The organism is Rhodanobacter sp. UC4438_H5 (genome assembly GCF_052978405.1).
Window position 1 is genome coordinate 906,724 of record NZ_CM129672.1, and the last position, 12,397, is coordinate 919,120.

Annotated in this window: 9 protein-coding genes; 7 read left to right on the forward strand and 2 right to left on the reverse strand. The window is 67.2% G+C overall.

Going from position 1 to position 12,397, the window contains the following annotated elements; all coding sequences use genetic code 11:
* Window positions 1-172 precede the first annotated feature (172 nt).
* Window positions 173-832, reverse strand: coding sequence for a response regulator (locus ACVCL9_RS04135; protein WP_447099025.1), 660 nt, complete (start codon window positions 830-832; stop codon window positions 173-175).
* A gap of 105 nt (window positions 833-937) precedes the next feature.
* Here ACVCL9_RS04135 and ACVCL9_RS04140 point away from each other — a divergent pair, with 105 nt between their 5' ends.
* The 6 genes from ACVCL9_RS04140 (at window position 938) to ACVCL9_RS04165 (ending at window position 10,696) form a co-directional block, all read left to right on the forward strand.
* Window positions 938-2,788 carry a 3-hydroxybutyrate oligomer hydrolase family protein gene (locus ACVCL9_RS04140; protein ID WP_447099024.1) on the forward strand — a complete coding sequence of 617 codons (1,851 nt, stop codon included), beginning with the start codon at window positions 938-940 and terminating at the stop codon, window positions 2,786-2,788.
* Between the two features lie 180 nt (window positions 2,789-2,968).
* On the forward strand, window positions 2,969-5,494 hold the full coding sequence (locus ACVCL9_RS04145; RefSeq protein WP_447099023.1) for a TonB-dependent receptor: 2,526 nt from the start codon (window positions 2,969-2,971) through the stop codon (window positions 5,492-5,494).
* Window positions 5,495-5,622: 128 nt separating this feature from the next.
* Window positions 5,623-7,917: a glycosyl hydrolase family 95 catalytic domain-containing protein gene (locus ACVCL9_RS04150; RefSeq protein ID WP_447099022.1), complete on the forward strand. Its 2,295-nt coding sequence runs from the start codon at window positions 5,623-5,625 to the stop codon at window positions 7,915-7,917.
* Window positions 7,914-9,557, forward strand: coding sequence for a trehalase family glycosidase (locus tag ACVCL9_RS04155; protein WP_447099021.1), 1,644 nt, complete (start codon window positions 7,914-7,916; stop codon window positions 9,555-9,557). Before ACVCL9_RS04150 ends, ACVCL9_RS04155 begins: the two co-directional genes overlap by 4 nt.
* A 74-nt stretch (window positions 9,558-9,631) precedes the next feature.
* A complete protein-coding gene (locus tag ACVCL9_RS04160) occupies window positions 9,632-10,141 on the forward strand; it encodes a peptidylprolyl isomerase (RefSeq protein ID WP_395118250.1) in 510 nt (169 codons plus the stop codon).
* 135 nt (window positions 10,142-10,276) lie between these two features.
* The gene (locus tag ACVCL9_RS04165; RefSeq protein ID WP_447099020.1) at window positions 10,277-10,696 is read left to right on the forward strand and encodes a YidB family protein; all 420 of its coding nucleotides are present in this window, start codon (window positions 10,277-10,279) and stop codon (window positions 10,694-10,696) included.
* Between the two features lie 47 nt (window positions 10,697-10,743).
* Here ACVCL9_RS04165 and ACVCL9_RS04170 read toward each other — a convergent pair whose 3' ends face one another.
* Window positions 10,744-10,998, reverse strand: coding sequence for a GlsB/YeaQ/YmgE family stress response membrane protein (locus ACVCL9_RS04170; protein WP_395118254.1), 255 nt, complete (start codon window positions 10,996-10,998; stop codon window positions 10,744-10,746).
* Window positions 10,999-11,158: 160 nt separating this feature from the next.
* Here ACVCL9_RS04170 and ACVCL9_RS04175 point away from each other — a divergent pair, with 160 nt between their 5' ends.
* Complete coding sequence (locus ACVCL9_RS04175; protein ID WP_447099019.1) at window positions 11,159-12,358, forward strand: aminotransferase class I/II-fold pyridoxal phosphate-dependent enzyme; 1,200 nt, start codon at window positions 11,159-11,161, stop codon at window positions 12,356-12,358.
* The last annotated feature ends 39 nt before the right edge of the window (window positions 12,359-12,397 follow it).

Consider the following 12,397-nt stretch of genomic DNA (forward strand, 5'->3'; position numbering starts at 1 on the left):
TCACGTGCGGCGGGCGAACCCGCCGGCGCAGGGGACGAGATCATGAGGTAGCGCCCATCCTCCGGGAACGGGGCAGAGGCGTCTCGGTCTGGGCGCGCGCAGTGTGCGCCTGGCCGGCCACGGATGGAATCCCGCCAAGGGCGATGTCGTGGCGTGGTGTCGCCGCGTGCGGCTATCCCACCCGTCCTGGCTCCCCCAGGTCGAGCGATCGCAACAGCATGCCGGCCTGCGTGCGATTGCGCACCCGCAGCTTCTCGAAGATCGCCGTGACGTGCGCCTTCACCGTGCGTTCCTGGATCGAGAGCCGGTCGGCGATCTGCTTGTTCAGCAGCCCCTCGGCGAGCAGGGCGAGCACCCGCGACTGCTGTTCAGTCAACCGGGCCAGCCGGCCGGCGAGATCGGTGTCGGTGGAATCGGCGGGCAGGGCGGCGACGGCGTCGGCGAGTGCGGCGGGCAGCCAGCTGCCGCAGTCGAGCACCTGCCGGATCGCTGCACCGATCTCGGTGGGGCTGGCGCTCTTGCAGATGAAACCGGCGGCACCGTGGTCGAGCACGCGGCGCACCACGTGCGGTTCGTCGTGCGCGGATACCACCAGCACGGCAACCGCCGGATGCTGGCCGCGCACCGCGGCCAGCCCGGTCAGTCCGTGGCTGCCCGGCATGTGCAGGTCGAGCAGCACCAGGTCGATGTCCGGGTCCGCACGCAACGCGGCCAGTGCGGTGGCCAGATTGGTGGCCTCGCGCACGGTGCAGTCGGGCAGGCTGTGCTCGGCGGCCTGGCGCAACGCGGCACGAAACAGCGGGTGGTCGTCGGCGATCAACAGACTCGGCATGAGCGCCAAGGTAGCCGGACGAACTGCCGGCGTCGAGTTGCCGTGGCGGCGAGGCTGGACCTTCGTACGATGGCAACGCGTCGCGTGCCTGCTTATGGTGTGGCAATGAATGCATCCCTTCGCTGGTTGGCCGCGCCGTGCATCTGCGTGCTGGTTTCCGTCATGCTGTCCGCTTGTGTCGAAGGGGCGACCACGCGAGGGGCGAAGATGCATGAGCTGGAACTGGGCAAAGTGCTTGCCACCGAGCACCGCGGCCACGATGACCTGCTCAGCGCCGGCCTGGGCCTGAGCGGATTGGCAGGCTTGCCGGCGCCGTTCGCCAATCCGCTGGCGCCTACCGCGGCGGAGCTGCGCCGCTGGGCGATCCAGGCCAGTTGGAAAGGCATCGCCGATCTCGGCCCGCTGGGCGGCTACGGCCGCGTGTACGGCGGCGTGCCGGACGTGCCGGGGCGCGAGTACCAGATGTTCGCTCGGCTGCCGGGGGCGCGTTCGCCGCATCGGGTGCTGCTGCAATTGCCCGACGGATTCGACCACGCGAAGCGCTGCCTGGTGGTGACCGCCTCGTCCGGTTCGCGCGGCATCTACGGCGCGATCGCCGTGGCCGGCGCGTGGGGTTTGCCGCGCGGTTGCGCGGTGGCGTACACCGACAAGGGCACCGGCTCGGGCTATTTCGATTATTCCGACGACAGCGGGGTGGCGCTGGACGGCCGGCGTGCGAAACGCGGCGAGCAGGAACTGGAGTTCGAGCCGCCGCCGGCAGGTGCCGGCACGGGCATCGCGGTCAAGCACGCGCACTCCGGCGACAACCCGGAGGCGGACTGGGGCCGCGACGTGATCCAGGCCGCGCAGTTCGGCCTGGCCATGCTCGACCGCGCCTATCCCGGCGAGGCGCCGTTCACGGCGCAGAACACGAAGATCATCGCCACCGGCATCTCCAATGGCGGCGGCGCGGTGCTGCAGGCGGCGGGGCTCGACCATGACGGGTTCTTCGCCGGCGTGGTGGCGCTGGAACCCAATGTCTACGCCGCGGACGGCGGCCGGCCGCTGTACGACTACGCGACCGAGGCGGCGATCTGGCTGCCATGCGCGCTTGCCGACGCCCGCTTCGACGACACGCCCATGGCGCGCGGGGCAACCCGTCAGCCGCCGCCGGCGTGGTCGTTGCGCTGCGCCAGCCTGCGCGCGCAGGGCAAGCTGCAAGGCAGCACGCTGGCCGAGCAGTCGGCGCAGGCGCGCCACTATCTGCAGCAGCGTGGCTGGAACGACGCGGCGATGGCCACCGCGGCCAGCACCACCGCGTTCGACCTGTGGCGCGTGGTCACCGCCGGTTACGCCTCGGCCTATCTGCGCCGCGGCCCTGCCGACATGCCATGCGGGTTCCATTACGCGCCGATGGGTGCCGGTGCCCTCCCGGGCGTGACTGATCCGATGGCGCGCGCGGCGTGGTGGGCCGACGCCTCGGGCATTCCTCCCGGCAATGGCGTGGGGCTGTTCGGCGGCGTCAACGTGTCGCCCGATCCGACTCTGCTCGGCGAGGATTGCCTGCGCGCGCTGTGGACCGGCGACGAGCCGGCCGCGCAGATGCTGCAGGCCTCCATTGCTGCCACGGCGGCCAAGCTGCCACGCGCCGACTTGCCGCTGTGGGTGGTGCACGGTGCCGACGACGGCCTGCTGCCGACCGCCTTCACCTCCGAACCCTATGTCGCCTGGCTGCGCGAAGAGGGCCGTCGGCTGCTGTACTGGAAGGTGCCGCACGCCCAGCATTTCGATGCGTTCCTGCCGCTGCCAGGCTTCGGCGAGCGCCATCTGCCGCTGCTGCCCTACGGCTACGCCGCCCTCGACCGATTGTGGGCGCATCTGTACGAGGGGGCTGGCTGGCCGACCAGCGTGCCCACGCCTGCAGGCCACCCGCGCGGCGCATCCGTGCTCACGCGGGAGTCGCTGGGGCTGGACTGAGGCGCTGCCTCGCGGGGGCGGGTGTTGACCTGACCGGAAAAACGGCGCGACCATGTTCAGTGTTGCGGCAAATCGTCGCAGGCGAGGGACAACAAAAATCAGGGGCTCAATGACGGCGAAGCGGCCGGTCGCGAATGCGGCCGATACCGGCGAACCGCCTTACGTCGGGAGCAGAACTTGATGAACAGACACATTCGATTGGTCTTGTCCGCGGCGATTGCCGCCTGCCTCGTGCCCGGACTCGCGCTGGCACAGGATGACGACTCGGCGCAAATCACGGCACCGCCTGCTGCCAGCAAGGCGCCGCCCAAGCCCAGTACCGCCAATACCAAGAACCTCGAACAGGTGGTGGTGACGGGCAACGCGGCCACCGGCGGCCTGAAGAAGATCGACGCCAGCTACACGATCACCACGGCAACCGCCGAGCAGATCAAGATGGCCAACCCCAAGAGCACGGCCGATCTGCTGAAGATCGCGCCGGGCCTGTGGCCGGAGTCCACCGGTGGCCAGACCGGCGCCAACATCGAGATCGCCGGCTTCCCCGGCGGCGGCGATGCGCCCTTCAACACGGTGCAACTGATGGGCTCGCCGCTGTACGGCATGCCGACGCTGTCGTTCTTCGAGCAGACCTCGATCTTCCGCCTCGACGACACCGTCGATCGCGTCGAGATCATCCAGGGCGGGCCCTCGGTAGTATTCGCCGACGGCCAGATCGGCGCCAGCGAGAACTTCATCCTCAAGCAGGGCACCGAGGTGCCTTCGGGCAGCGTCGGGGTGACCTGGGGCAACGAGAACCTCAAGCGCGTCGATGGCTTCTTCGGCTTTCCGATCGCGCAGGACTGGTATGGCAGCGTGGGCGGCTTCTACCGCGATTCGGACGGCGTGCGCGATCCGCAGTTTCCCGCCGACAAGGGCGGCCAGCTCACCGGCACGCTGACCCACGACAGCGACAACGGCACGATGACGCTGTACGCGCGCTACCTCGACGACAAGAACCAGTTCATCACGCCGATTCCGCTGATCCAGACCGGCACGGACAACTTCCATGCCTATCCGGGCTTCGATCCGCTGACCGACACGTACAACAGCAAGGCCATCCAGCACGTGTTCCTGCGCGGCTATCCCGGTGGGGGCCGCAACGCCGACCTGGCCAATGGCCGCGGCGCCAAGTTCGGCTTCTTCGGCGGCAACTTCGACTACGACCTGGGCAACGGCTGGCGGCTGTCGAACAAGTTCCTCATCGACGGCGGCGACGTCGACACCAATGCGCTGTTTTCCGGCACCAACCCGGGCAGCATGAACGACATGCTGTACACCGACCAGAGCCAGATCGGCGCGTTCAACCTGGCGCCTGGTTCGGCCACCGCCACCTACGTGGGTGGCGGCGCGGTCGATCCGAACCAGAGCGTGATCCACCAGGGCTGGTGGTTCATCCACAAGCACCTGAAGAACATCAACAACGACTTTCGCCTGAGCAAGGAGATCTTCGACGGCAACACGCTCACCGCCGGCCTGTACCTGGCGCACTACACCATGGATGACGAGTGGGCACTGGGCAACCAGATGCTGATGACCAACACGCCCAACGCACGCCCGATCACGGTCAGCTACGTCGATGCCAACGGCGTCAACCAGCTCACCGACAACCAGGGGTTCCTCGACTACGGCGGCTTCAACATCACCGAGCATGGCAACGCCAACAACAAGGCGTTCTACCTGTCCGACATCTGGCGCCTGGGCAAGTGGCTGATCGACCTGTCCGGCCGGGTGGAGAACCAGAACGCCACCAACGACGTGTGCAACCTCACCAACGTCAACCTGGACGGCGACCCCAACACCAAGTATGACAACGCCGTGCCGGTATGCAACGGCAGCTTCTCGCATACGCGCTACGACAAGACGCATCCCTCGTGGACGTTCGGCGTGAACTACGAGCTGGCCGACAACATGAGCGTGTATTTCCGGGCGAACAAGGGCGCGCACTTCCCCGATTTCGACAACGGCATCCGCGGCAATGCGTCGGACAACGTCGCGCCGGTGCAGAAGATCCAGAACGTCGAGGGCGGCTTCAAGTTCCAGTCCAAGCAGTTCTATGCGGACATCAGCGTGTACCACCGCCAGTTCATCGGTCTGCTGTACCAGCCCACCGACGCCGGCGGCGTGCCGAACGGCCCGCAGAGCACCTACGGTTCGGATTCCAAGGGCGTCAACGTCAACACCGCGTGGAGCCCGACCGAGAACCTCAAGTTCCAGCTGATCGGCGACTACCTCGATGGCCACTACTCGCACAACAGCTCATGCCTGCCGTACACCAACCCGGTAGCCGGCGACGGCTGCGCGCTGATCAACGGCGTGCAGCTGCAGCGCCAGCCGAAAGTGCGCTACATGTTCACGCCCAGCTACAAGATCCCGTTCGGCTGGGGCGACGTGCTGGCCTTCGTCACCTATACCCACGTCGGCCCGCACACGCAGGACATTTCCGGCCTGCAGCAGCTGGGCAGCTACCACACCTGGGATTTCGGCGTGGTCGCCAACCTGCAGCAGAACTGGCAGGTGCGCGTGCAGGGCACCAACATGACCAACGAGCTGGGGCTGACCGAGAGCAACTCGCGCATCTTCGGTTCGGCGGCCGGAACCACCGGCGTGATCCTGGCCCGTCCGCTGGAGGGGCGTGAAGTCAACATGGAGGTCAAGTACATGTTCTGACCTGCGCAGGTGGCGCTTCCACGGGTGCGGGAGTGCCACCCATTTTCCCGGGGTCATTCCCGCGAAAGCGGGAATGACCCCGGGGGTACGCAGCCTTCCGGAAGCCGGGCAACAAAGAGGCATGCCCCATGAAGCGTTTTTCCGCCGGACTCGCGGCGTTCCTGCTCGCCATCACCTTGCTCGCTGCGCCGGCATCGGCCGCCACCGATCCGAGCTTCCTGTTCACCGCCACGGCGAAGGATTTCGCCAGCTACTTCCCTGGTTACCTCGCCAACGGCTACTTCTCCACCATGACCTCGCCGCGCGGCACCGAGCCGAACGCGTCGTACATGGTCGCCTTCATGGATTACAAGCCGGGCGACATCTCGCGTCCCGCGGCGATTCCCGGCTGGAGCGAAATCGACTACAACCCCGGCGGTGGCTGGCTCAACCGCACGCGACTGGATGCGGGCATCTTCCAGCGCTACGCACAGACGCTGGACATGCACGACGCCACGCTGACCACGCGCTACCGCTTCGCTTACGCCAACAAGGCCAGCGACATCGAGGTCACCAGCTTCGTCAGCCAGGCCTCGCCGCACCTCGCGGCTATCCGCATGGCGATCACGCCGCAGTTCGACGGCCAGGTGCAGCTGAGTTTTCCGATCCGGTTGTGGTCCGAGCACCAGCCGCGCTTCCCGATCGCCAGCATGGGCGGCGAGGAAATGATCGCCGCGGTGATCGCCAGCGGGCAGAGCCTGGACAACAAGCCGGTACCCACGCCCGACCGTGCGCCGGTGTGGTATCCGGGCTACACCAGGGTGCTTTCCACGCGCGGCGACGACAGGGCGTTGACTCTGCAACTGAAGGGCATGGCGCAACACGGCCCGGGCATGGCCGAGGCGGCGGCGATCGGCCTGCCGGCGGGTCTCTCGCCCGACACGGTGAAGCTCGAACGGACGCCAACGAAGTTGTCGCTGGAGATCACGGCCACCGTGCACAAGGGCCAGCGCTACGTCTTCACCAAGTACGTGGCGCTCTCGCGCGACGGCTGGGGCGACGACGGGGACGTGCTCGCCCTGGCCAGCGCCGCGCGCAAGGCCGGCTTCGACCGCCTGCTCGCCGATCACCGGGCGGCCTGGCACAAGCTGTGGCAATCGGACATCGTGATCGACGGCAAACCGGCCGTGCAGAAGGCGGTGCACTCGGACCTCTACTACCTGTTGTCCAACACCACCGTCGGCACCGCCTGGCCGATGGGTGCCTGCGCGCTGACGCCCAATTACGCGGGCCATGCGTTCTGGGACAGCGACTCGTGGGTGTTCCCGGCGCTGCTGCTGTTGCACCCGGAGCGCGCCAGACCCATCGTGATGTTCCGCGACCGCACCACCGGACCCGCGCGGGCGCGTGCCCGCCAGTACGGCGTGCAAGGCACCATGTACCCGTGGGAAGCCGATCCGCAGACCGGCGTGGACGTCACCCCGCACTTCGCCTGGGAGGTCTACCGCGAGGTCCACGTCAACGCCGACATCGCCATCGCGCAATGGCAGTACTACCTGGCGACGGGTGACAAGGCATGGTTGAAAACGCATGCGTGGCCCGTGCTGGAGGGCATTGCCACGTTCTGGACCAGCCGCGTCACCTACGACAAGTCGCACGACCGCTACGAGATCCACCACGTCACGTCGCCCGACGAGGCCTACAACGACGTGCCGAACGACTCCTTCACCAATGCCGTCGCCCGCAAGGCGCTCGAGATCGCGGTGAAGGCAGCGCGCGTGGTGGGCGCCAAGGCGGACCCGCGCTGGAGCGAGATCGCCGCGAAGATGTACATCCCGTTCGACGAGGATGAACAGCGCCATCTGGATTTCGACAAGTCGGTGCCGCACGACAAGATCACCTGGATGGGCTCCTCGCTGGCCTGGCTGATGTATCCGAACCTGGACTTGCCGATGTCGCCGCAGGTGCGCCGCAACGACTTCGACTTCCAGCTGCAGGCGCTGAAGAGCCACGGCGACGACCCCAACGAGATGATGATGGTGATGCTCGCCGTCGGTGCCGCAGAGCTGGGCGACGGCAAGGCGGCCGGCGAATGGATCGATCGCAACCTGGTCGGTTTCCTCAAACCCCCGTTCAACGTGCGCACCGAGACCGCGGCCAACAACGCCGGCTACATCCTGGCCACCTCGGCCGGCTTCGTGCAAAGCATGCTGTACGGTCTCACCGGACTGCGCATCGACGACGACGGGCTGAGCGCGAAGTACGCCCCGGTGTTGCCGCCAGGCTGGAACGCCTTGACGCTCAAGGACGTGAAGTTCCGCGGGCGCCGCTACGACATCCGCGTCAGTCGCGACGCCGACGGCAAGGTGGTGCTCAGCCGCCAGCCGTTGCGTGCAGCTGGCATGCGCCACCCTGATCCATTGCAGGAGGAAGCCCGCCCATGAAAGTCGTCTCCCTGTTCGCCGCCATGGCGCTGGCCTTCGCTACCGCGGCCGGTGCCGCCACGCCCGACCCGGCGCAGACGCAGGCATACATCCACAAGGCCTGGGACACGCTGACGCGCTCGCTGGACGATTGCTCGGCCCTGCACGATCCGAAAATGGATGCGCGCCCGGTGCTCTACCTGCCGGCCGGCTTCCCTGCGCCCGCAGCGATGGCCGACATCAGACAGCGTTGCAAGATCGACGTGCACACGCTGCCTCGGCGCATCGAAAAGCTCGGCGACCTGATGCCGTCCGCGCTGCCGGCGGAAGGCCTGCTCTACCTGCCCAGGCCCTACGTGGTGCCGGGCGGGCAGTTCAACGAGATGTACGGCTGGGACAGCTACTTCATCCAGCTCGGCTTGCTGGCGGACGGGCGCGTCGAGCTGGCTCGCGACATGACCGACAACATGCTGTTCGAGGTCGAGCACTACGGCGGCGTGCTCAACGCCAACCGCACCTATTACCTGACTCGTTCGCAGCCGCCGTTCCTGTCGCGAATGATCGGCGACGTGCTGGCCGCGCCCGGCGCCTTCAAGGGCGAGGCCGAGCGGCATGCATGGCTGGTCCACGCCTATCCGCTGGCGGTGGCCAACTACCGCATCTGGACCCGACCCGAGCATCGTGCCGGCGACACCGGCCTGGCACGCTACTTCGACCTCGGCGCCGGCCCGGTGCCGGAGATGCACGGCAGCGCCTACTACCGCGGCGTGATCGACTGGGTGCTGGCGCATCCGAAGGACGACCCCGGCTACCTGGTCAAGGCCGCCGAGCATCCCGACGCCGCCGAGACAGCGCGCCTGAAATCCACCAGTTGCGACATCGAGGCGTCCCATGTCTGCGCCGGCGCCTGGTCGCAGGGCCATCGCCTGAGCGCCGACTACTACCTGGGTGATCGCGCCATGCGCGAGTCCGGCTTCGACACCAATTTCCACTTCGGTCCGTACGGCGGAACCACCCATCACTACGCCGGCGTGGGCCTCAACAGCCTGCTGTATCGCTACGAGCGCGACCTGCACGACTTCGCCCTGCAACTGGGCAAGGTGGCCGAGGCCAGGCAATGGGCGGACGCCGCCGCGAGGCGCAAGGTGGCGATGGACAAGTACCTGTGGCAGCCGGAACGCGGCATGTTCATGGACTACGACTTCACCACCAGCAAGGCATCGACGCAGCCCTATGTCACCACCTACTGGCCGCTGTGGGCCGGGCTGGCCAGCAAGGCGCAGGCGGCCGCGCTGCAGAAGCACCTGGCCGTGTTCGAGCGCAAGGGCGGCCTGTCGATGGACGACCTGGGCAGCGGCGCGCAATGGGACGAGCCGTTCGGCTGGGCGCCCACCAACTGGCTGGCGATCTCGGGCCTGGACGCCTACGGTTTCCATGACGACGCCCGCCGCCTGGCGCGCAAGTTCACGGCCACGGTGGATACCGGCTTCGCCCACGACGGCACCATCCGCGAGAAATACAACATGGCGCTGGGCAACGCGGAGGTGAAGATCACCGCCGGCTACACCACCAACGTGATCGGCTTCGGCTGGACCAACGCGGTCTACCTCAAACTGCACCAGTTGCTGCAGGCGGCGCCAAAGCCGGCGGCGGCGCACTGAGGATCATCCGTTCACGGCTGCAGCCGGCGGCTGGGTTATCCTTTCGGTCTTTCGCCCCAGCCTCAAGGATCGCCATGACCATCAACGTCACCTTCACCACCAACCGCGGCCCGATCCACCTGCGCCTGCACGAGGACAAGGCACCGGTGACGGTCGCCAGCTTCGTCAACCTGGCGCGCCGCGGCTACTACGACGGCCTGTCGTTCCATCGCGTGATCGCCGATTTCATGATCCAGGGCGGGTGCCCCGAGGGCAGTGGCCGCGGTGGTCCGGGCTACAAGTTCGAGGACGAGTTCAATCCGTCGCTGCGTCACGACAAGCCGGGTGTGCTGTCGATGGCCAATGCCGGTCCGCGCACCAACGGCAGCCAGTTCTTCATCACCCACGGCCCGACGCCGTGGCTGGACGGCAAGCACAGCGTGTTCGGCGAAGTGCTGGACGCGTCCGACATGGACGTGGTCAACGCGATCCAGCAGGGTGACACGATCGAGAAGGTCACCGTGGAGGGCGACGTCGACGCCTTGCTGGCGGCGCAGGTCGACCGCGTCAAGGAATGGAACGAGGTGCTGGATCAGCGCGGCTGAGCTTGCCGCCGGATACGCAGGAAATCGCCGGCCGGAGCCGGCGATTTTTTTGGGCGAATGAGTCATGGCTCCACTACTTTCACCGGCCTATGATCGGCGGGCTACACGCGTGTTCATTCATCAAGGAGAGCGACCATGTCATTCCTCAATGATTTGCTTGGCGGTCAGGGACAGCAGGCCGGCGGTGCCGGCTCGATGATTTCGGTGGCCAGCGACCTGTTGCAGCGGGCTGGCGGCGTGCAGGGCCTGATCAGCATGCTGCAGCAGCACGGGCTGGGTGGCGCAGTGCAGTCGTGGGTGAGCAACGGGGCGAACCAGCCGGTATCGGGCGATCAACTCGGCCAGGCGCTGCAGCATGGCGGCATGGGCTCGCTGGTGCAGGAGGCGGCCAGCAAGCTCGGCGTCGATCCCGCCGTGGTGCTCAACGGACTTTCGCAGGTCTTGCCGCAGGCGGTCGACCACCTCACACCGGATGGCCAGGTGCCGGCAGACGGGCAGGGCGGCGGCTTCAACCTCGGCATGCTTGAAGGGCTGGCGGGCAAGCTGCTGGGCTGAGGCTGCGGAGCGTCCCGGCGGGGGTGATCGCCCCGCCGGGAGGCCGGTCAGGTCGACTTGCGCTTGAGCAGGTGGTAGAGCAGCAACAACACGATGGCGCCGACCACCGAGGCGATGAAGCCGGCCGATTGCCCCTCCTGGTACCAGCCGAACAAGTGCTGGCCGACCCAGGTCGCCAGCAGCGAGCCGACGATGCCGATGATGGCGGTGATGATGAAGCCGCCCGGGTCCTTGCCCGGCGTCAACAGCTTGGCCACCACGCCCACGACCAGTCCGATCACGAAAACCCAGAGCCAATGCATGCGGTTCTCCTTGTAGCGGGTTGACTGCGAAGCCCGGTGCGCGGGCGCATCCATGATGCCCCGATTGGACGGCGGTGGCGCAAGCGCATGGCAGACGAGCGCCCGGGGCGGGCGGCGTGGTAAAATTGCGGCCTTTGTTTCCTCACTGCGTGAGACAGCAATGCCCCAGCTCGCCAAGCGTGTCGGCCGCGCCAAACCCAGCGCGATCATGCTCATCGCCGAGAAGGCCAGACAGCTCAGGGCTGCCGGCCGCGACATCATCAGCTTCTCCATCGGCGTGCCGAACTTCCTGCCCGGCGAGCATGTCTACGCCGCCGCGCGCGAGTCGCTCTCGCACGACTCCGGCCAGTACGGCAGCAACCGGGGCGCCGACGCGCTGCTGGACGCATTCCTCAGGCACATCGAGGCGCTCGGCTTCAGCGGCTACACGCGCACGAACCTGTCGATCGGCATCGGCGCCAAGCAGGTGCTGTACAACCTGGCCGAGGCGTTGCTGGACGAAGGCGAGGAGATCTGCTTCGCCGCGCCGTACTGGACCACCTACCGCGACATCGCCGACATCGTGGGCGCGAAGATCCACGTGATGCCGTGCGGGGCGGAGCAGAACTACAAGCTCACCCCGGCCCAGCTCGACGCCGCGCTGGCGCGCAAGCCGAAGGTGTTTCTGTTCAACAACCCGTCCAACCCCACCGGCATGGTCTACACCGGCGCGGAAATCGCCGCACTGGCCGAGGTGATCGCCCGGCACCCGGATACCTGGGTCATCACCGACGACATCTACAACGCGATGGTGTTCGACGGGCTGGGATACCACAACTTCGTGTTCGCCAGGCCGGAGCTGCGCGAGCGGGTGATCTTCGTCGATTCGGTCTCCAAGACCTACGGCATGCCGGGCTGGCGCGTGGGCCTGCTGGCTGGCCCCGAAGTGGTGGCCAAGGCGGTCACCACGCTCAATTCCAACCACATCACCAGCCTGCCGGAAGTGATCACCGCCGCGGCCGTCGCAGCCTTGTCCGGCCCGCAGGACGTGCCGCAGGCCAAGTGCAGGGAGTTCGCCGGCCGGCGCGACACGGTGTTTGCCGCGCTCACGGCGATTCCCGGCGTGGCCTGCCCGCGGCCGCAGGGCGCGTTCTACGCGTTCCCGGACATCTCGGCGGCATTCGGCAAGCGCCACGGCAGCATGAAGATCGACAATGACGTGGAGTTCTGCGCCGCGCTGCTGGAAGCCAAGGGCGTGGCCTGCGTGCCCGGCTCGGCCTTCGGCGAGCCGCGTGCGATGCGCATTTCCTACACCTGCCCGCAGGCCCAGTTGCAACCCGGCCTGGACCGTATCGCCGAATTTTTCGCCGAACTGACGTGAATCAGTGCCTGCAGGAGCGCAGCCTGTGCGCGATGCCTT

Coding starts and splice junctions, on each gene's coding strand:
- ACVCL9_RS04150 (WP_447099022.1), top strand. CDS start 5,623: ATGAAGCGTTTTTCCGCCGGACTCGCGGCGTTCCTGCTCGCCATCACC.
- ACVCL9_RS04160 (WP_395118250.1), top strand. CDS start 9,632: ATGACCATCAACGTCACCTTCACCACCAACCGCGGCCCGATCCACCTG.
- ACVCL9_RS04145 (WP_447099023.1), top strand. CDS start 2,969: ATGAACAGACACATTCGATTGGTCTTGTCCGCGGCGATTGCCGCCTGC.
- ACVCL9_RS04140 (WP_447099024.1), top strand. CDS start 938: ATGAATGCATCCCTTCGCTGGTTGGCCGCGCCGTGCATCTGCGTGCTG.
- ACVCL9_RS04165 (WP_447099020.1), top strand. CDS start 10,277: ATGTCATTCCTCAATGATTTGCTTGGCGGTCAGGGACAGCAGGCCGGC.
- ACVCL9_RS04135 (WP_447099025.1), bottom strand. CDS start 832: ATGCCGAGTCTGTTGATCGCCGACGACCACCCGCTGTTTCGTGCCGCG.
- ACVCL9_RS04175 (WP_447099019.1), top strand. CDS start 11,159: ATGCCCCAGCTCGCCAAGCGTGTCGGCCGCGCCAAACCCAGCGCGATC.
- ACVCL9_RS04170 (WP_395118254.1), bottom strand. CDS start 10,998: ATGCATTGGCTCTGGGTTTTCGTGATCGGACTGGTCGTGGGCGTGGTG.
- ACVCL9_RS04155 (WP_447099021.1), top strand. CDS start 7,914: ATGAAAGTCGTCTCCCTGTTCGCCGCCATGGCGCTGGCCTTCGCTACC.